This is a genomic window from Xanthomonas protegens (assembly GCF_038442435.1).
GTDB lineage: Bacteria > Pseudomonadota > Gammaproteobacteria > Xanthomonadales > Xanthomonadaceae > Xanthomonas_A > Xanthomonas_A sontii.
This window is the reverse complement of the sequence record NZ_JAQJCQ010000013.1, coordinates 1-18,313: the sequence shown is the minus strand read 5'-3', so window position 1 is coordinate 18,313 and position 18,313 is coordinate 1. Positions and strand designations below refer to the sequence as shown.

At 68.7% G+C, this 18,313-nt stretch carries 15 protein-coding genes and 1 tRNA gene; 11 read left to right on the top strand and 5 right to left on the bottom strand.

Features of this window, described 5'->3' with window-relative positions:
* Window positions 1–13 precede the first annotated feature (13 nt).
* The 9 genes from tolR to PIQ37_RS15000 all read left to right on the top strand — a co-directional run bounded on the left by tolR (window position 14) and on the right by PIQ37_RS15000 (window position 6,790).
* Complete coding sequence (gene tolR / locus PIQ37_RS15040) at window positions 14–451, top strand: protein TolR (protein WP_017907449.1); 438 nt, start codon at window positions 14–16, stop codon at window positions 449–451.
* Window positions 441–1,442 carry a cell envelope integrity protein TolA gene (tolA, locus tag PIQ37_RS15035; RefSeq protein WP_267105627.1) on the top strand — a complete coding sequence of 334 codons (1,002 nt, stop codon included), beginning with the start codon at window positions 441–443 and terminating at the stop codon, window positions 1,440–1,442. The genes tolR and tolA overlap by 11 nt, the downstream gene beginning before the upstream one ends.
* A gap of 170 nt (window positions 1,443–1,612) precedes the next feature.
* Window positions 1,613–2,932: a Tol-Pal system beta propeller repeat protein TolB gene (tolB, locus tag PIQ37_RS15030; RefSeq protein WP_148828954.1), complete on the top strand. Its 1,320-nt coding sequence runs from the start codon at window positions 1,613–1,615 to the stop codon at window positions 2,930–2,932.
* Window positions 2,933–3,000: 68 nt separating this feature from the next.
* Window positions 3,001–3,519 (top strand): peptidoglycan-associated lipoprotein Pal, encoded by a 519-nt coding sequence (gene pal / locus PIQ37_RS15025; protein ID WP_342074057.1) that lies wholly within the window; start codon window positions 3,001–3,003, stop codon window positions 3,517–3,519.
* A gap of 6 nt (window positions 3,520–3,525) precedes the next feature.
* On the top strand, window positions 3,526–4,353 hold the full coding sequence (gene ybgF, locus PIQ37_RS15020; RefSeq protein ID WP_342074056.1) for a tol-pal system protein YbgF: 828 nt from the start codon (window positions 3,526–3,528) through the stop codon (window positions 4,351–4,353).
* A 46-nt stretch (window positions 4,354–4,399) separates the two neighbouring features.
* A complete protein-coding gene (queE, locus tag PIQ37_RS15015; RefSeq protein ID WP_342074055.1) occupies window positions 4,400–5,077 on the top strand; it encodes a 7-carboxy-7-deazaguanine synthase QueE in 678 nt (225 codons plus the stop codon).
* 211 nt (window positions 5,078–5,288) lie between these two features.
* A complete protein-coding gene (gene queC, locus PIQ37_RS15010) occupies window positions 5,289–5,954 on the top strand; it encodes a 7-cyano-7-deazaguanine synthase QueC (protein WP_342074054.1) in 666 nt (221 codons plus the stop codon).
* A gap of 64 nt (window positions 5,955–6,018) precedes the next feature.
* Window positions 6,019–6,094: transfer RNA gene (locus tag PIQ37_RS15005), tRNA-Lys, on the top strand.
* A 342-nt stretch (window positions 6,095–6,436) separates the two neighbouring features.
* The gene (locus tag PIQ37_RS15000; protein WP_342074053.1) at window positions 6,437–6,790 is read left to right on the top strand and encodes a hypothetical protein; all 354 of its coding nucleotides are present in this window, start codon (window positions 6,437–6,439) and stop codon (window positions 6,788–6,790) included.
* Window positions 6,791–7,041: 251 nt separating this feature from the next.
* Here the strand turns inward: PIQ37_RS15000 and PIQ37_RS14995 are convergent, their stop codons facing one another.
* A complete protein-coding gene (locus PIQ37_RS14995) occupies window positions 7,042–7,659 on the bottom strand; it encodes a LysE/ArgO family amino acid transporter (protein ID WP_342074052.1) in 618 nt (205 codons plus the stop codon).
* Between the two features lie 104 nt (window positions 7,660–7,763).
* On the opposite strand from PIQ37_RS14995, the gene PIQ37_RS14990 reads away from it, so the two are divergent.
* A complete protein-coding gene (locus PIQ37_RS14990) occupies window positions 7,764–8,672 on the top strand; it encodes a LysR family transcriptional regulator ArgP (RefSeq protein WP_342074051.1) in 909 nt (302 codons plus the stop codon).
* A 267-nt stretch (window positions 8,673–8,939) separates the two neighbouring features.
* On the opposite strand, the gene PIQ37_RS14985 is transcribed toward PIQ37_RS14990, so the two are convergent.
* From PIQ37_RS14985 to PIQ37_RS14970, 4 genes are all read right to left on the bottom strand, one after another.
* Window positions 8,940–9,566 (bottom strand): TetR/AcrR family transcriptional regulator, encoded by a 627-nt coding sequence (locus PIQ37_RS14985; protein ID WP_017912596.1) that lies wholly within the window; start codon window positions 9,564–9,566, stop codon window positions 8,940–8,942.
* A 566-nt stretch (window positions 9,567–10,132) separates the two neighbouring features.
* Window positions 10,133–10,627: a hypothetical protein gene (locus tag PIQ37_RS14980; RefSeq protein ID WP_342074050.1), complete on the bottom strand. Its 495-nt coding sequence runs from the start codon at window positions 10,625–10,627 to the stop codon at window positions 10,133–10,135.
* A 151-nt stretch (window positions 10,628–10,778) separates the two neighbouring features.
* On the bottom strand, window positions 10,779–12,587 hold the full coding sequence (gene recQ / locus PIQ37_RS14975; protein WP_342074049.1) for a DNA helicase RecQ: 1,809 nt from the start codon (window positions 12,585–12,587) through the stop codon (window positions 10,779–10,781).
* Between the two features lie 399 nt (window positions 12,588–12,986).
* Window positions 12,987–13,556 carry a Dps family protein gene (locus PIQ37_RS14970; RefSeq protein ID WP_043091808.1) on the bottom strand — a complete coding sequence of 190 codons (570 nt, stop codon included), beginning with the start codon at window positions 13,554–13,556 and terminating at the stop codon, window positions 12,987–12,989.
* A 92-nt stretch (window positions 13,557–13,648) separates the two neighbouring features.
* Between PIQ37_RS14970 and hrpA the strand changes: the two genes are divergently transcribed.
* Entirely contained in the window at window positions 13,649–17,839 is a 4,191-nt protein-coding gene (gene hrpA, locus PIQ37_RS14965; RefSeq protein ID WP_342074048.1) for an ATP-dependent RNA helicase HrpA, read from the top strand.
* Window positions 17,840–18,313: the final 474 nt, after the last annotated feature.

The following is an 18,313-nucleotide window of genomic DNA, read 5'->3' as shown; positions in this document are numbered from 1 at the left end:
ACAGGATTCCCGCATGACTGCCGCCATTTCCCGCCGCAAGCGCCGCAAGCTCAAGTCCGAGATCAACGTCGTGCCGTACATCGACGTGATGCTGGTGCTGCTGATCATCTTCATGGTCACCGCGCCCTTGCTCAGCCTGAGCGTGGACGTGGATCTGCCCGATTCCACCGCGCGCTCGGTGGAGAGCAAGAAGGATCCGGTGATCGTCACCGTCGACGCCGAAGGCCGCTACACCCTGACCCTGCAGGACGGCAAGCCGGAGAAGATCGCCGCGCCGGAGCTGAAGGCGAAGATCCAGGCCTTCGTCGGCCAGAACAAGGACGTGCCGGTGTTCGTCGCCGCGCCCGGTACCTCGAACTACCAACTGGTCATGGACACCATGGTCATGCTGCAGCAGGCCGGGGTGCCCAAGGTCGGCCTGATGAGTCAGCCCGGAAACAATGCACGCTGAAGCCGATTCCCGCCCGCCGCAGCAGCGCGGCGACGACAAGGGGCTGATCTTCGGGGTCGCCCTGGCGTTGCTGGTGCACGTGCTGATCGCACTGCTGTTCTTCCTGGCCTGGTGGTGGTCGCCGGTGCGCCAGGTCGAACCGGCCGCCGGTTCGCCGATGGTCGAGGCCTCGCTGGTGGTCTCGGCCGCCGACGTGCGCTCGGCGCAGAAGGCGGTGAAGGACGCGCCCAAGCCCTTGCCCGAACCGCTGCCCGAGCCGGTCAAGGACGTCGCCGAGGAAGACACGGTGCCGCCGCCGCAGCCGCTGCCCACGCCCAAGCCGCAGCAGGCGCCGACCCCGCAGCAGCAGAAGGCGCAGGACTTCGTCCCGGTGCCCGACAAGGTCGACCAGGACCGTGCCAGCCGCACCGCGATCTCCCAGGAAAAGGAGAAGCAGGAGCAGGAGGCCAAGCGCCGCCAGGAACAGATCGACCTGACCGAGCAGAAGCGCCAGCAGGAGGCCGAGCAGAAGCAGCGCCTGGCCGCGCAGCAGGAAGAGGAGCGGCAGAAGAAGATCGCCGACATCCGCAAGCAGCGCGAGAAGCTGGAGCGCGAGGCCCAGCTGGCCCAGCAGAAGCTGCAGCAGATCGCCGACCTGAACGCCAAGAAGGCGTCGGCGGCCGCGGCCACCACGCCGCAGCAGGCGCCGGGCCAGAACGGCACCAATACCGACCTGCAGGCCAAGTACGCCGCGGCGATCCAGCAGGCGGTGCTGAGCCAGTGGGTGCGCCCGGACTCGGTGCCGCTGGGTCAGAAGTGCAAGATCTCGATCACCCAGATTCCCGGTGGGCAGGTCATGCAGGCCAAGGTCAGCCCCGACTGTCCCTACGACGAGGCCGGCCGCCGCTCGATCGAGGCCGCGGTGCTGCGCGCCCAGCCGTTGCCCTACCGCGGCTTCGAGACCGTGTTTGCGCGCAATCTGACCTTCAACTTCACCGCCCAGGACCAATGACCCCGGCGGCTGGCGCCGCGTTGCGCGCGCCCCGCCATCCACCCGACATGCGATGGGCGATAATGTGCTGCGTCCTGCCATCGGCTTCACATGGCGATGGTTCATGATTGCGAATACGTTCACCCGCGCATTGCTATCTCTTGCGCCTTTCCGATCCTGCTGAGCGACCCATGAAGAAACTGCCGCGCTGGCTTGCCGTTCTCACCGCCCTGTTGCTGCCTCTCGCCGCGTCCGCGCAGGACAAGGGCCTGGAAATCGACATCGTCGGCGGCAATGCCTCGGCGACCCCGATCACCGTGGTGCCGATGCCGTACCAGGGATCGGCGACCCCGCCGAGCACCGACGTCGCCGCGGTGGTCCGCGCCGACCTGGATCGCTCCGGCCAGTTCCGCAACCTGCCCGAATCGCAGATCGTGGAGCGTCCGACCCGCGGCAGCGAGGTGCAGTTCGCCACCTGGCGCGCGCTCAAGCAGAGCTACCTGGTCGTGGGCCGGGTGATGGATGCCGGCGAAGGCGCCTACCGCGTCGAGTACGAACTGTTCGACGTGGGCAAGGGCGAGCGCATGCTCGGCCTAGCCATGACCGCCCGCGCCAACGCCATGCGCGACGTCGCCCACCAGATGGCCGATGCCATCTACGAGAAGATCACCGGCGTGCGCGGCGCGTTCTGGACCCGCATCGCCTACGTCACCGCCAGCGGCAAGGGCGGGGCGATGCGCTATGCGCTGATGGTCGCCGACTCCGACGGCTACAACCCGCAGACCATCGTCCGCTCGGCCGAGCCGCTGCTGTCGCCGAACTGGAGCCCGGACGGCAAGAAGCTGGCCTACGTGAGCTTCGAGCGCGGCAACTCGTCGATCTACATCCAGGACATCGCCACCGGTGCGCGCCAGCTGGTGTCCAGCTTCCGCGGCATCAACGGCGCCCCGTCGTTCTCGCCGGACGGCAAGAAGCTGGCGCTGGCGCTGTCGCGCAGCGGCAACCCGGAGATCTACGTGATGGATCTGGGCAGCAAGCAGCTGACCCAGCTGACCAACCACTTCGGCATCGACACCGAGCCGACCTGGGCTCCGGACGGCAACAGCATCTACTTCACCTCCGACCGTGGTGGCCGCCCGCAGATCTACCAGGTGCCGGCCACCGGCGGCAGCGCCACCCGCATCACCTTCCAGGGCAACTACAACGCGACCCCGAGCGTGTCCTTCGACGGCAACAAGCTGGTCGTGGCCCAGGGCAGCGGCAACACCTACAAGATCGCGATGATGGACCGCAGCTTGGGTTCGCCGCGCTGGAGCACGCTGTCGACCGGTTCGCTGGACGAGTCGCCGAGCTTCGCTCCCAACGCCAGCATGGTGCTGTATGCGGCGCGTGAAGGCGGCCGTGGCGTGCTGTACGCGGTCTCGGCCGATGCCCGCGTGCGGCAGCGTCTGGTGCTCGCCGATGGCGACGTGCGCGAACCGTCCTGGTCGCCGTATCGCACTGCACGTTGACATGTAAGTTTGGTGTTAATATTTCGCTGTTGAACCCCTCATCGGCCCAGGAGCCACAAGGTATCGCCATGAACAAGACCACCCGCGTTCTGCTTGTTTCGCTGTTGTCCGTTGCAGCTCTGGCCGGCTGCTCCAAGAAGGTCAAGGAACAGCCCCAGACCGACACCACCGGCACCACCGGTACCACCGCCCCGACCGGCCCCTCGACCTCCGGTCTGTACGGCCCGGGCGACCTGGACACCGATTCCTGCCTGCGTCAGCGCGTGGTCTACTTCGACCTGGACAAGGACGCCGTGAAGCCGGAATTCCAGGCGATCATGGCGTGCCACGCCAAGTACCTGCGTGACCGTCCGTCCTCGCGCATCACCCTGCAGGGCAACACCGACGAGCGTGGTTCGCGCGAGTACAACATGGGCCTGGGCGAGCGTCGTGCCAACGCCGTGTCCTCGGCGCTGCAGGCCAACGGTGGCTCGGCTGCGCAGCTGACCGTGGTCAGCTACGGCGAAGAGCGTCCGGTCTGCACCGAGTCGAACGAGTCCTGCTGGTCGCAGAACCGTCGCGTCGAGATCGTCTACACGGCGCAGTAAGAAAAGATGCGTATCGGTGTCCTTACATCGATGATCGTCGCGGCGGCCCTCGTGGCCGCCGCGCCGGCTCATGCGCAGCGCGCAAGCCTGGCCGACCGCGTGTCCGCGCTCGAGCAGCAGGCCATGAATACCCAGGCCAACACCGACATCCTGAACCAGCTCAATCAGCTGCGCACGCAGATGCAGTCGATGGAAGCCACGATCGAACAACTGCAGCACAGCAACGACCAGCTCAAGCAGCAGATCAAGGACCAGTACCTGGACCTGGATGGCCGCGTGGGCCGGCTGGAGGGTGGTGCAGGGGCAGGAGCGACGCCGTCGCTGCCGCCGGCCAATGGCACCGCACCGGCTGTCGCGCCGGCCGCGCCTGGAGGCAAGCCGTCCGCCGTCGCCGAGCCGCCGCCGTCGGTGCACGGCGACGCCGGCACCCTGGCCGCCGCGGGTGACGAGCGCGCCGCCTACAACGTCGCCTTCGATGCCCTGAAGGCGGGCAAGTACGCCGACTCGGCGAACCTGTTCCAGAACTTCCTGCAGGCCTACCCGAACGGCGTGTATGCGCCGAACGCGCTGTACTGGCTGGGCGAGAGCTACTACGCCACCAAGAACTTCCAGTTGGCCGAGGCCCAGTTCCAGGACCTGATCGGCCGCTATCCGACCCACGACAAGGCGCCGGGCGCGCTGCTCAAGCTGGGTCTGTCCCAGTACGGCGAAGGCCGCGTCCAGGATGCCGAGCAGACCCTGCAGCAGGTCGGCGCGAAGTATCCTGGGTCCGATGCCGCGCGGACCGCGCAGGACCGCCTGCAGTCGATCCGTCTCGGCCAGCAGCTGCGCTGAGCCCCTTACGCTGCCGCCGCCGTCGCGGGAGCATCTTTCTCCCGCCATGGCCGCCGTTCCCAGCGATATCGTCCAAAGCCCGCTGCCCCGCCTGAAGCTGACGGAGATCTTCCTGTCGCTGCAGGGCGAAGCCGAGAGCGCCGGCTGGCCCACCGTGTTCGTGCGCCTGACCGGCTGCCCGCTGCGCTGCAGCTACTGCGACACCGCCTACGCCTTCCATGGCGGACAGTGGTGGGACATCGACGCGATCCTCGAAGAGGTGGCGCGCCACGGCGTGCGCCATGTCTGCGTCACCGGCGGCGAACCGCTGGCGCAGAAGCGCTGCCTGCAGTTGCTGCAGCGCCTGTGCGACGCCGGCTATGACGTGTCGCTGGAGACCTCCGGCGCGCTGGACATCGCCGAGGTCGATCCGCGCGTGTCGCGCGTGCTCGACATCAAGACCCCGGCGTCGCAGGAAGCGCATCGCAACCGCTGGGAGAACCTGCCGTTGCTGACCGCGCGCGACCAGATCAAGTTCGTCCTGTGCGGCCGCGCCGACTACGACTGGGCGCGCGCCGTGGTCGCCGAACACCGGCTGGACACGCGCTGCACCGTCTGGTTCTCGCCGAGCAAGAGCGAACTGACCGCGCGCGACCTGGCCGACTGGATCGTCGCCGACCGCCTGCCGGTGCGATTCCAGATGCAGTTGCACAAGCTGCTGTGGAACGACGAGCCTGGCCGCTGAGCGGCCGGGATGACCAGCCATTCGGCTGTGGAAAGGCGGGGAGTCGGGATTGGGGATTCGTAGGAGCGGCTTCAGCCGCGACGGATCTTGTCCGAACTTTCATCGCGGCTGAAGCCGCTCCTGCATGGTCAAATGGACCATGTGGATCCCATCCGTCCATGTGCCGCCGCTTTTGCCAATCCCCAATCCCCACTCTCAAATCCCCGCCCCCATGAAAAACGCCGTCGTCCTTCTCTCCGGTGGCATGGACTCCGCCGTCGTCGTCGCCATCGCCCGTGCGCAGGGCTTCGCGGTGCATGCCTTGAGCGTGCGCTACGGCCAGCGCCATACCTCCGAACTGGATGCGGCCGCGCGCGTCGCCTCGGCGTTGGGCGCGGTGGCGCACAAGACCGTCAATGTCGACCTGCGCAGCATCGGCGGCTCGGCGCTGACCGACGACATCGAGGTGCCGGACGCCGGTGGCGACGGCATCCCGGTCACCTACGTGCCGGCACGCAACACCATCATGCTGTCGGTGGCGCTGGGCTGGGCCGAGGTGCTGGGCGCGGCCGACATCTTCTGCGGGGTCAACGCGGTGGACTACTCCGGCTATCCCGATTGCCGCCCCGAGTTCATCGACGCGTTCCAGACCCTGGCCAACCTGGCGACCAAGGCCGGGGTGGAGGGCGCCGGACTGCGCGTGCACGCGCCGCTGCAGCACATGAGCAAGGCCGACATCGTGCTCGAAGGGGTGCGCCTGGGCGTGGACTTCGGCCTGACCGTGTCTTGCTACCGCGCCGACGACGCCGGCCGCGCCTGCGGCCACTGCGACGCCTGCCGCCTGCGCGCGGCCGGCTTCGCCGACGCCGGCGTTGCCGACCCGACCCGCTACGCCTGATTTCGCGAAACGCCCCGTGCTGGGGTAGACTACGCGCCCCGGTGCAACGCCGGGGTCTTGTTTTGGGCCGTTAGCTCAGTCGGTAGAGCAGAAGACTTTTAATCTTTTGGTCGATGGTTCGAATCCATCACGGCCCACCACTCCTCTCAGCGGGTTAGGCGTCGCCTTTGGCGATTTTTTCGCCACGCCTGAAAACGACGGCAGTTTTGCTGGATGCACGCACGCACGCTCGGCATAGAGTGTTCGCAGCATTGCCGCATTGAATCGATTTCGTGACGGCCTGGACCCTTGTCATTCAAATCCGTGGTGGCATCGATGCGTCGGGGCGTGCGCCGCAACGCGATGACCTGCGGCGATGACGCTATCCTTGGCCGCACTTGGCGAAGCGCTTTTGCAGAGGTTGCCGACGCCGTACGCACGTCCCCGCATCTGAACGCTCCGTTCAAGCTGCTATTATGGGTTTTGTCTACAGGGGACTTGCTATGCGATCGAAGGCCGCTATTTTCACCGCCGTCCTGGCGGTTTTTTCCGTGTTTGTACACGCCGCCCCATCTGACCGCTATATGGTCTCGCGCAAACAACTCACGATTGCCAGCATGCCGGACGATGACATGCGCCCAGAGATCATCGGGAAGGTCGTCGACGTCAGCGCCGGAAGCACCACCCTGAAAGGTGGCGCTCATGTCCCAGCGACCGGTGCCAAGGTCGGCGACCTGGCGCGCTTCGTCTGTGCGTCGATCGACACGGGCAACCCGCCGGTCTCGACCAACTGCGAACTGGTCAGCTCCCAGGCACCAGACAAGAAGGCGCGCGACTACAGCAACTTCTGGGACTGACGCGGCGCCGCGGTACGCGCAACGATCGGCACCTTCCAAACCCCGGCCACGCGCCGGGGTTTTTGTTGCGCGCTCCTCAGGTGCGCGCAGGCCGACAGCGGAGCGCAAGCATCCGCGCCGTCATCGGTCGGTATGAAAGTTTGCCTCCTTGTTTTGAGTCGGAGAGCAATCAAGGCAGGGCAGGCAGCGTCTGGCGGTCTTGGGCGTCGGGGTGGACGCATCGTAGCGGCCCACCCACGCCTCCCGGTCGCTCACCCCAAGGGCTGCAGCAGCAACGCGAGGCACAACCCCAGCATGAACAGCGCGACCGCCGCATCCAGCAACCGCCACGCAGCGGGCCTGCGGAACACCGGCTGCAGCAGCCGCGCGCCGTAGCCCAGGCTGCAGAACCAGGTCGCGCTGGCGAGGCACGCGCCGAGTGCGAATGCCCAGCGCAGCTGTCCCGGATAGCGTGTGGAGAGGCTACCCAGTAGCACCATGGTGTCGAGGTACACATGCGGATTGAGGAAGGTGAAGGCCAGGCAGGTCAGCAGGACGCGCTGCCAGCTCCGCTGATCCTCGCCGTGCGCCAGCAGGCCGCCACTGCCGCGCCAGGCGCGTCGCGCCGCCAGCAGCGCGTATGCGCCAAGGAAGGCCCCACCGCCGTAGCGCAATCCCTGCAGCACGCCCGGCCAGGCATCCACCACGGCACCGATGCCGGACACGCCGAGGACGATCAGCGCGATGTCGCTGGCGGCGCACACGGCCACGACCAGGCCGACATGCCGACGTTGCAGCCCCTGGCGCAACACGAAGGCGTTTTGCGCACCGATGGCGACGATCAGGCTAGCGCCGGCGACGAAGCCGGCCAACAGTGCGTGCAGCAACATGAGGAGTACCCAGTGGCGTGGGCGAGCATGCTGCATGTGTCAGCGGGATTAGCCAAACTAATTTTTCTGTAGGCTGTAAAGAATTCCTAATCTGCATCGCTGCCATGGATCTGCTCCACCCCCAACTGTCCGCTTTCGCCGCCGTCCTGGAAGAAGGCAGCTTCGAAGCCGCCGCGCGCCGCCTGGCGCTGACGCCATCGGCGGTCTCGCAGCGGATCAAGGCGCTGGAAGACCGGCTTGGCCAAGTGCTGATCGTGCGCCAGGCTCCATGCCGGCCGACCCCCGCCGGCGAGCGCCTGCTGCGCAGCGTGCGGCCGATGCAGGTGCTGGAGGCCGAGGCGGTGGCCGACCTGTTGCCCGCGCCTGCGAACAGCGCAGCGACACGCAGCATCGCCATCGCCGTCAACGACGACTCGCTGCAGACCTGGTTCCTGGATGCGCTCGCGGCGCTGCACGACGCGCATGGCTACCTGTTCGATATCCAGGTGGACGACCAGGACCACACGCTGGAGCTGTTGCGCAGCGGCGCGGTCCTCGGCGCCGTCACCTCCGTCGGCAAGGCGTTGCAGGGCTGCAATGTGCTGTCGCTGGGCGCGATGCGCTACCGCGCGATCGCCTCGCCGGCGTTTTTCGCCCGCTACTTTGCCGGCGGACTGGATGCGGCGGCGCTGGCCCGCGCCCCGATGATCGTCTACAACCGCAAGGACGCGCTGCAGGCGCGCTTCGTGCGGCGCATCACCCGCGCGCGGCTGAGCCCGCCGATCCACTACCTGCCGACCTCCATTGGCTTCGTCGAGGCGGCCGCGCGTGGACTGGGCTGGTGCCTGGCGCCGGAGCCGATGCTGGTGGCCGCGCTGCGGCAGCGGCAGATCGTGGTCGTCGACCCGCAGCGCTGGCTCGACGTGCCGCTGTACTGGCAGCATGTCGCGGTCCGTTCCAGGACGCTGCAGCACATCGCTCGGGCGCTGCGTGCCGCAGCGGAGGGCATGCATGCGCCAGCGCCGCTTGCCTGAGCGCCGCTCGCGTTGGGTCGCTTGCTCCGGTGCCGATCATCGTCCAGGGCGACCTCCTGCTTGTGACGGCAGCAGTGCATCGAAGTCGAGTGCTGCCCGGGATCAGGTCAGGGTCGTTTCGCGGATGACGCCGCTCGGCCTCATGCCGCCTCGCGCAGGAACGCAGCGCCGGCGTCTGTGTCCGCAGGGCGCATCAGGATCCCGGTCAAGGCTTGGGTGATGTGGGTGGACGAACCGTCAGGGCGAAGGGAACAGCGGACGACGGCGTCAGGCCTGCGCCGTGCTGAAGATCCCGGCCAGGCTCTCGCTCAGGATCAACTGCAGATGCATGCGGTTGAGCTCCACGCCGGTGGTCATCATCATGTGCAGGCCGCCGCACATCGCCGCGACCGCGTAGACGCGGGCCTGGAATTCGGCTTCGCTGCCGCTCCAGCCGTGGTCGCGCAGCATGCGCCGCAGCAGGTCGCCGAGGTTCTGCACCAGGGACACGTTGAGCCGGCGCGCGTATTGCGCCAGTTCGGGGTCGCGTGCGGCAGCCAGGTCCATCTCCAGATCCAGGCGGCGCCGCCGCTGGTTTGCATCGGCCACCAGCCAGTCTTCCAATGCGCCGGCGATGAACGTGGTCGCGTCCTGGTGCGGCGGCGGTTGCAGCAGCCACATGGTGCGGATCGCGCGCTCGTAGCCGCGTTCCATCAGCGCCTGGACCAGGCTGCGCTTGTCGTCGAACTGCCGACGCACCGCGCTGCAGGAAACCTCGGCGGTCCCGGCGATCAGTTCGAAGGTGGTGGCGCCGAGGCCGTTCTCGACGATGCAGCGCTCGGCCGCATCGAGGACGTCATCGTGCAGGCGCTGCTCGCGTTCGCGGGCGCTGTGCAGCCGGACTACGTTGGACATGGCGTGAGCTCGGGGGGAAGCGATGCCACATGAAGGGGAGGTTTGCCGGCGACCGGCCGCGACGCGCACGCGATGCGTGACGCCGCCGCGGGCGGCATGCCAACAAAGGCAGCGCGATTGTAGACGCGATGCGTGGCGGTCGCGCGTGCGGCGGCAAGTCGGTCGATCCCGTAGCCACCACCGTGACGGGCGGCACTCTTGAGTGGGGGTGTCGATGCGCGCTTCGCGCGCGCAGTGGACGCAGCGGGCACGGCTGCGTGACTGGGTGCTGGAGCCCGAGCATGGGAGCGGGCGGTTTCAGTGGTGCCGGCACGACACTACGCACCGCGGGGTGCTGCGATTGCGGATGTGGACAGGGGGACACGTGCTGCCGGAAAGTCCCAGGCCGCGTGCGGACCAGCCTGGGAGTCCGGCGGGTACTGCTGTCAACTTCGGGAAGTGCGCCGTAGGAGCGGCTTCAGCCGCGACAGGCGTTACCGGGAACGCCCCGTCGCGGTACGAGGCAACGTGCATCGGTTCGAGCGTAGCGGGAGCGGATCATTGGCGCTGCCACCGTGTCGCCGTGCTTACCAGCCGAACGGCGGTGGGCCGTAGGCGCCGGGATAGTAGCCGCGGCCGAACACCGGGCCGTCGCCGCGGCCGACGCTGATGCTGATGCCCATCTGCCGCGGCTTGCCGTCGTCGGTGTAGGAGGTCTTGCACATGTTCAGATTGGCGGCCTGGTAGTTGCTGTTGCCGCCATGCGTGGAATAGCCGATGCCGGTGGCGACGCTGCCGTGTACGTCGCCGTTGCAGCGGTCGGCCTGCGCCTGCAGGGCCTCGGCGCGCGCCTGCGCCGCCGCCGCCTTCTGCGCGGAGGCCGAGGTGCCGCTGGTGTCGCCGTAGTAAGTGCCCGGCGGATCGGCCTTGGTGCCGGGATCGGCATAGGTGATCGGCTGTTGCGGCACGCTCAGGTCGAGCTTGCGCTTGGCGGCCTCGCTGTCGCTGGTGGCATCGGCGGTCTGGGCCAGGGCGGGGCCGGCGAGCAGGGTGCAGACGAGAAGAAGGAGGCTGCGGTTCATCGGGCATCCGCCAAAAGAGAGGGGCCGGGCGGGGCCGGTTGCACGCTCCGCCATGACGCTGACGCTATCAATACCACGTTGAACCCGGCCTGTCGGCGCTGCCGGCCGCGCCGCGGCGTGCCGGCGATGCGAGAGAGCCTGTGCCCCGTGCTCAGCCCTGCGCGTGGACCACGTCGAGCAGTTGCTGGCCGTAGCGGGCCAGCTTGCTGCCGCCGATCCCGCCGACCCGCGCCAGCTCGTCCAGGCTGGTCGGGCGCTGCTCGGCGATGTTGCGCAGCGTGCTGTCGTGGAAGATCACGAAGGCCGGCACGTTCTGCTCCTTGGCCAGGCCGGCGCGCAGGTCGCGCAGCGCGTTGAACAGGGGCAGATCCTGTGCCTGCACCGGCACGCCGGTGCGCGGACTGCCGCTGCGGTCGCTGCGCTCGCGGCCGCGGCTGGGCAGTTCGCGGCGCATCATGATCTTGCGTTCGCCCTTGAGCACCTGGCGGCTGGCATCGGTGAGGCGCAGGCCGCCGTAGGCGTCGCTGTCCACTTCCAGCAGGCCGGTGGCGACCAGTTGCCGGAACACGCCGCGCCAGGCGCGCGCGTCCAGGTCCTTGCCGATGCCGTAGGTGCTGAGCTGGTCGTGGCCGAACTGCTTGATCTTCTCGCCTTCGTTGCCGCGCAGGATGTCGATCAGGTGGCCGACGCCGAAGCGCTGGCCGCTGCGGTACACGCAGCTCAGCGCCTTCTGCACGGCCACCGTGGCGTCCCAGGCGTCGGCCGGCTGCAGGCAGTTGTCGCAGTTGCCGCAGGGCTGCGGGTAGGTCTCGCCGAAGCCGGCCAGCAGCACCTGGCGGCGGCACTGCATCGATTCGCAGTAGCCCAGCAACTGGTCGAGCTTGCGCCGCTCCACGCGCTTGCGCTCCTCGCCGGCCTCGCCCTGCTCGATCATCTGCTTGAGCAGCACCACGTCGCCCAGCCCGTAGCACAGCCAGGCCTCGGCGGCCTCGCCGTCGCGGCCGGCGCGGCCGGTCTCCTGGTAGTAGCCCTCCAGCGACTTGGGCAGGTCGGTGTGGGCGACGAAGCGCACGTCGGGCTTGTCGATGCCCATGCCGAAGGCGATGGTGGCGCACATCACGATGCCGTCCTCGCGCAGGAAGCGGCGCTGGTTGTCGGCGCGCACTTCGGCCGGCAGGCCGGCGTGGTAGGGCAGGGCGTTCAGGCCTTCGCGGGCCAGGAAGTCGGCGGTCTCCTCGACCTTGCGCCGCGACATGCAGTAGACGATGCCGGCGCTGCCGCGGTGCGCGCGCAGGAAGTCCAGCAGCTGGCGCCGCGCATTGTCCTTCTGCACCACGGTGTAGCGGATGTTGGGGCGGTCGAAGGAGCTGACGAAATGGCGTGCCTGGGCCAGGTCCAGGCGCTCGGCGATCTCGCGCTGGGTCGGCGGATCGGCGGTGGCGGTGAGGGCGATGCGCGGGGTCTGCGGCCAGCGCTCGTGCAGCACGGTGAGCTGGCGGTATTCGGGGCGGAAGTCGTGGCCCCATTGCGACACGCAGTGCGCTTCGTCGATGGCGAACAGGGCGATGCGGCTGCGCTCGATCAGCGACAGGAAGCGCGGGGTCAGCAGCCGCTCCGGGGCGACGTACAGCAGGTCCAGTTCGCCGGCCAGCAGGTCGCGTTCGACCCGCTGCGCGGTCTCGCCGTCCAGGGTGGAGTTGAGGTATTCGGCGCGCACGCCGAGCTGGCGCAGCGCCTCGACCTGGTCCTGCATCAGCGCGATCAGCGGCGAGATGACGATGCCGGTGCCGTCGCGCAGCAGCGAGGGAATCTGGTAGCACAGCGACTTGCCGCCGCCGGTGGGCATCAGCACCAGCGCGTCGTGGCCGGCGGCGACGTGTTCGACGATGTCCTGTTGCAGGCCGCGGAACTGGTCGTAGCCGAAGACGCGGCTGAGCAAGGCGTGGGCGGGGGAAGACATCTGTGTAGGATACCGCGCCGCGCAAGGGCGGTTGCCTTCCGGATATCCGCAAGCGGGTATCAGGCGAAGGTGTGGCGTGCTGTAGGACTCAAGGACCCTGCGGCGGTGACGAACCAAGCCTGCCTGGCCGACCTGGCAAGGCGTCGGGACTGAAGTCCCTCCCACAGTGCAGCCTGCTGGCGTCTCGTAGGTTCGGGTGGGAGCCGCTTGTCTCCTTTTGGGATCAGCCGCGACGATTCCTGGTCATGAGTTCCCGTCGCGGCTGAAGCCGCTCCTACAAGGGGAGCTGGGCGTGACGACGCAGCGGTCGGCGTGCCGGGTCGCACAATCCAGGGGACGCAGCGCACAGCGTCGCCCGGTTGGCCCGCCCTGCCTGCCGGGCAGGCAGGGCAGAACCCCTTACTGCAGCAGCGAGCGCAGCATCCAGGCGTACTTCTCGTGGGTCTGCAGGCGCTGGGTCAGCAGGTCCACCGACGGGTCGTCGCCGGCGTCGTCGGCGGTCTTGAGCACCTTGCGCGCGGTGCGGCACACCGCTTCGTTGCCGACCACCAGCTGGCGCACCATTTCGCGCCAGTCGGCGCTGTCGCTCAGGCCTTCCTCTTCCGGGATCGAGGTCAGCGCGGCGTATTCCTTGTAGGAGCCGGGGGCGTTGAAGCCCAGGGCGCGGATGCGCTCGGCCACGTCGTCCAGCGCCGCCCACTGCTCGGTGTACTGGGTCTCGAACATCAGGTGCAGCGAGTTGAACATCGACCCGGTCACGTTCCAGTGGAAGTTGTGGGTCTTCAGGTACAGGGTGAAGGCGTCGGCCATGTAGTGCGACAGGCCGTCGGCGATCTTCTTGCGATCGCCGCCGCCGATCCCGATATCGATGTTGGGCGCGGACGGCGCCAGGCCGGCCAGCGGCTGGCCGGCGGCGATGGCCTTGCTGGCGGTGTTCTTGGTCTTGCCGGGGGTCTTGTTCTTGGCCATGGGAATTCCTCCTGGGGGTTACGGACGAGATGGCGTCACAATAGACAGACTAAAGCATGTGCTGTGATTCAACGTTCAATGGCATCCGATTGATGAACGCTATCGAGAAACCTTCCGTGCCGGCGCGCCTGCGCGAACGCCGCGCCGCGATCGACGGCGCGCTGACCCGCGACCGTGGGCGCCTGCTGGGCCTATGGTCGCGCTGGCAGGCCGCGCCCGGCAATGCCGAGCTGGAGACGGCGTTCGAGCAGGCGCTGCAGACGTCGCAGGCGCGTTGCGCCGCGCGTGCGGCGCAGCAGCCGGCGATCACCCTGGATCCGCAACTGCCGATCGCGCGCGAGGCCGAGCGCATCGTCGCGCTGATCCGCGACCACCAGGTGGTGGTGATCGCCGGCGAGACCGGTTCGGGCAAGACCACGCAGTTGCCGAAGCTGTGCCTGGCCGCCGGGCGCGGCGCCGCCGGCATGATCGGCTGCACCCAGCCGCGGCGCATCGCCGCGCGCGCGGTGGCCAGCCGCGTGGCCGAGGAACTGCGCACGCCGGTGGGCGAAACGGTGGGCTTCCAGGTGCGCTTCAACGATCGGGTCGGCGAGCAGACCCGGATCAAGTTCATGACCGACGGCATCCTGCTGGCCGAGATCGCCAGCGACCGCTGGCTGTCCAGCTACGACACGATCATCGTCGACGAGGCGCACGAGCGCAGCCTCAACATCGATTTCCTGCTCGGCTATCTGAAGCAGCTGCTGCACAAGCGCCCGGACCTGAAGGTCATCGTGACCTCGGCGACGATCGACACCGCGCGCTTCGCCGCGCATTTCGACGATGCGCCGGTGATCAGCGTGGAAGGCCGTACGTATCCGGTGGAGGTGCGCTACAGGCCCTTGGAAGAGCCGGGATTGGAGAGTGGGGAGTCGGGATTGGCAGAAGCCCGTGACGCCGAACGCGCGCGGCCAACTGCCGTTTCGAATCCCGAATCCCGAATCCCCAATCCCGGCCTCTCGGTCAACGATGCGATCGTGGCGGCGGTGGACGAAATCACCCGGCTGGACCCGCGCGGCGACGTGCTGGTGTTCCTGCCCGGCGAGCGCGAAATCCGCGATGCGCACCAGGCGCTGGAGCGGCGCAAGTACCGCGAGACCGAGGTGCTGCCGCTGTACGCGCGGCTCTCCAACGCCGACCAGGACCGGGTGTTCAACCCCGGCCCAAAGCGGCGCCTGGTACTGGCCACCAACGTCGCCGAGACCTCGCTGACGGTGCCGCGCATCCGCTACGTGGTCGATCCCGGCTATGCGCGGGTCAAGCGCTACAGTCCGCGGCAGAAGCTCGATCGCCTGCACATCGAACCGATTTCGCAGGCCAGCGCCAACCAACGCAAGGGCCGCTGCGGCCGCATCGCCGAGGGCATCTGCTACCGGCTGTACGCCGAGGCGGATTTTACGGCGCGCCCGGAGTTCACCGATCCGGAAATCCGCCGCTCCAGCCTGGCCGGGGTGATCCTGCGCATGCTGCAGCTGGGGCTGGGCCGGATCGAGGATTTCCCGTTCCTGGAGCCGCCGGACGAGCGCGCGGTTGCCGATGGCTGGCAGCAGTTGGTGGAGCTGGGCGCGGTCGGCGAGCCGGACCGCCATGGCCTGCGCAAGCTCACCGAGATCGGCCGCAAGATGGCGCGGCTGCCGGTGGACGTGAAGCTGGCGCGGATGCTGGTGGCGGCGCAGCAGCACGGCTGCCTGCGGCCGATGCTGGTGATCGCCGCGTTCCTGGGCATCCAGGACCCGCGCGAGCGCCCGCCGGAGGCGCGCGAGGCCGCCGACAACGCGCACGCCAGGTTCGCCGACGCGCGCTCGGAATTCGTCGGCATCCTGCGCCTGTGGGACGGCTACCGGCAGGCGCACGAGGACCTGACCCAATCCAAGCTGCGCGACTGGTGCGGACGGCATTTCCTCGGCTTCCTGCGTATGCGCGAGTGGCGCGAACTGCACCGCCAGCTGCATCTGCTGTGCGCGGAACTGGGCTGGACCGAGGAGCCGGCGGCGGCCTCGCTGCAGCCGTTGCTGGCCGGCGCCGCCGCGCCGGCACCGGCGCGCGATGCCGAAACCGCGGCGCGCGCGACCCGCGGGCAGTTGCACCGTGCGGCGCGCCTGGCCCGCGAAGGCCGCGGCACGCCGACCACGCCCGTCCCGGCGGCGGCCCCGACGCCGCCGCCAGCGCCCGCCGATGCGGGCGAGGCGCCGCGCGCCAGCGAACGCGAGCGCGCCGCGGCCTACCAGGCGCTGCACCGCGCGCTGCTGGCCGGCCTGCCGACCCAGGTCGGCCATCGCACAGAGAAGGGCGATTTCCTGGCGCCGCGGCAGCGCCGTTTCCTGCTGTTCCCTGGCTCGGCGCTTGCCCGAAAGCCGCCGCCGTGGGTGCTGCCGGCCACGCTACTGGACACGCAGAAGGTGTGGGGCCTGACCAATGCCGCGATCGAGCCGGATTGGGTGATCGCCGAGTTGCCGCACCTGCTGGCGCGCAAGCACTTCGATCCGCACTGGTCGCGCGCGCAGGGGCAGGTGCTGGCCTCCGAGCAGATCAGCCTGTTCGGGCTGGTGCTGGCGCCGAAGAAGCCGGTGCACTACGGCCGCATCGATCCGCCAGGCGCGCATGAGCTGTTCGTGCGCCAGGGTCTGGTGCCGGGCGAGATCAACACCCGTGCCAGTTTCGTCGCCGACAACCAGAAGGTGCTGGCGCAGGCGCACGAGGAAGAGGCCAAGCTGCGCCGCGCCGGCATCGTCGCCGACGAGGACTGGCAGGCGCGCTGGTATCTGGACCGGATTCCCGGCGAGATCCATTCCGCCTCCGGCCTGGACGCCTGGTGGAAGGCGCTGGCGCCGGAGCAGCGGCGCGCGCTGCACTGGTCGCTGGCCGATCTGCTGCCGGGCGAGGGCAGCGCCGCCGAACGCTATCCCACGTATTTCCCGCTGGGCGATGCGCGCTTGCCGCTGCACTATCGCTTCGAACCGGGCGCGGCCGACGACGGCGTGACCCTGGAGGTGCCGGTGCACCTGCTCAACGCGCTGGATCCGGCGCGGCTGTCGTGGCTGGCGCCGGGCTTCGTCACCGACAAGGCGGCGGCGCTGATCCGCAGCCTGCCCAAGGCGCTGCGCCGCAACTACGTGCCGGCACCGGACTTCGCCCGTGCGTTCTACGAGGCGTTCCCGCAGCCCAGCGCCGACGACATCCGTGGCGAGCTGGCGCGGTTCCTGCAGCGCGCCACCGGCGCGCCGCTGAGTGCGCTGGAGTTCGACGAGAGCACGCTGGAGCCGCATCTGCGCATGAACCTGCGCCTGCGCGACGAGGCCGGCAAGGTGCTGGCCGAGTCGCGCGACCTGGACGCGCTGCGTGCGCGCTTCGGCGAACGTGCCGGGCAGGCCTTCGCCGCGCGCGCCGGCCGCGCCATGGCCGCGACCGGACTGCGCGAGTTCCCGGCCACGCCGATCCCGCTGCAGGTGCCGGGTGAAGCCGGTGTGCCGGCGTATCCGGCGTTGGTGGACGAGGGCGACAGCGCCGCGCTGCGCATCTTCGCCGACCGTGCGCAGGCCGAGGCGGCGCATCCGCGTGGCGTGCGCCGGTTGCTGGAGATCGCCCTGGCCGACAAGGTCAAGCAGGCGCGCAAGCAGTTGCCGGTGTCGCCCAAGACCGGGCTGCTGTACGCCGCGATCGAATCGCAGGAACGCCTGCGTGGCGACCTGGTGGAAGCGGCCTTGAACGCGCTGCTGGAGCAGGGGCTGGAGGCGATCCGCGATGCCGACGGTTTCGCCCAGCGCCGCGACGCCGCCGCCAAGCAGCTGTTTGGCGAGGCGATGGAACGGCTGAAGCTGGCCGAGGCGATCATGGGTGCGGCCGCGGAATTGAAGCCGCAACTGGAATCGCCGTTGATGGGCTGGGCCAGCGGCAACCTCGACGACCTGCGCGCGCAACTGGCGGCCCTGCTGCACCCGGGCTTCCTGCGCGAGACTCCGGCCACCGCGCTGGCGCAGTTCCCACGCTATTTGCGCGCGATGATTCTGCGCGCCGAACGCGCCAAGCGCGATCCGGCGCGCGACCAGGCGCGGATGCTGGAACTGAAGCCGTTCGTCGACGCGTTGATCGACGCGGCCGCCGCCGGCCGCAGCAACGACCCGCAGTGGCAGGCGCTGCGCTGGGACCTGGAAGAACTGCGCGTGTCGCTGTTCGCGCAGGAACTGGGCGCCCGCGCCGGTATCTCGGCCAAGAAGCTGGCGCAGCGGGTGGCTTTGCTGCGGTGATTTGGGAGTTGGGATTGGGGATTGGTGGCGGGATTCCCGTGCTGTTCCCGTACCACCCGCGTGAGCAGCATTCTTGTGGGAGGGACTTCAGTCCCGACGCGTTCAGCGGCAGGCGTGGGGGCTGAAGCTCCTCTTACAAAAGGGATGCGCCGTGTGGACGGTCAAGCATGTGCGCTGCAACGGCGTGTGGTGTTTGGTGCAAAGCACCGACGCAGTCGCGTCTTGTCGTGTCGTAGGAGCGGTTTCGGCCGCGACCATCGTGGCGCCATGCGTCGCGGCTGAAGCCGCTCCTACGCGTACGCTCCAGGGCTACTGGAAGTGCCCTGCATTCCCGCTGCTCTGGCGTTCATGCGTCGGGGCTGAAGCCCCTCCCACAGCAGCCGCTCCGGCGCGTGCGCCATGCGCTATGCCTCGCGGGCGAACAGCGCGGTGGTGATTCGACGTTGCCTGGCCCTGCCTAGCCAGTTCACCTGT

Bases quoted from the DNA above. Each gene is read 5' to 3' on its own strand.
- tolR (WP_017907449.1), top strand. From the start codon at position 14: ATGACTGCCGCCATTTCCCGCCGCAAGCGCCGCAAGCTCAAGTCCGAG.
- tolA (WP_267105627.1), top strand. From the start codon at position 441: ATGCACGCTGAAGCCGATTCCCGCCCGCCGCAGCAGCGCGGCGACGAC.
- tolB (WP_148828954.1), top strand. From the start codon at position 1,613: ATGAAGAAACTGCCGCGCTGGCTTGCCGTTCTCACCGCCCTGTTGCTG.
- pal (WP_342074057.1), top strand. From the start codon at position 3,001: ATGAACAAGACCACCCGCGTTCTGCTTGTTTCGCTGTTGTCCGTTGCA.
- ybgF (WP_342074056.1), top strand. From the start codon at position 3,526: ATGCGTATCGGTGTCCTTACATCGATGATCGTCGCGGCGGCCCTCGTG.
- queE (WP_342074055.1), top strand. From the start codon at position 4,400: ATGGCCGCCGTTCCCAGCGATATCGTCCAAAGCCCGCTGCCCCGCCTG.
- queC (WP_342074054.1), top strand. From the start codon at position 5,289: ATGAAAAACGCCGTCGTCCTTCTCTCCGGTGGCATGGACTCCGCCGTC.
- PIQ37_RS15000 (WP_342074053.1), top strand. From the start codon at position 6,437: ATGCGATCGAAGGCCGCTATTTTCACCGCCGTCCTGGCGGTTTTTTCC.
- PIQ37_RS14995 (WP_342074052.1), bottom strand. From the start codon at position 7,659: ATGTTGCTGCACGCACTGTTGGCCGGCTTCGTCGCCGGCGCTAGCCTG.
- PIQ37_RS14990 (WP_342074051.1), top strand. From the start codon at position 7,764: ATGGATCTGCTCCACCCCCAACTGTCCGCTTTCGCCGCCGTCCTGGAA.
- PIQ37_RS14985 (WP_017912596.1), bottom strand. From the start codon at position 9,566: ATGTCCAACGTAGTCCGGCTGCACAGCGCCCGCGAACGCGAGCAGCGC.
- PIQ37_RS14980 (WP_342074050.1), bottom strand. From the start codon at position 10,627: ATGAACCGCAGCCTCCTTCTTCTCGTCTGCACCCTGCTCGCCGGCCCC.
- recQ (WP_342074049.1), bottom strand. From the start codon at position 12,587: ATGTCTTCCCCCGCCCACGCCTTGCTCAGCCGCGTCTTCGGCTACGAC.
- PIQ37_RS14970 (WP_043091808.1), bottom strand. From the start codon at position 13,556: ATGGCCAAGAACAAGACCCCCGGCAAGACCAAGAACACCGCCAGCAAG.
- hrpA (WP_342074048.1), top strand. From the start codon at position 13,649: ATGAACGCTATCGAGAAACCTTCCGTGCCGGCGCGCCTGCGCGAACGC.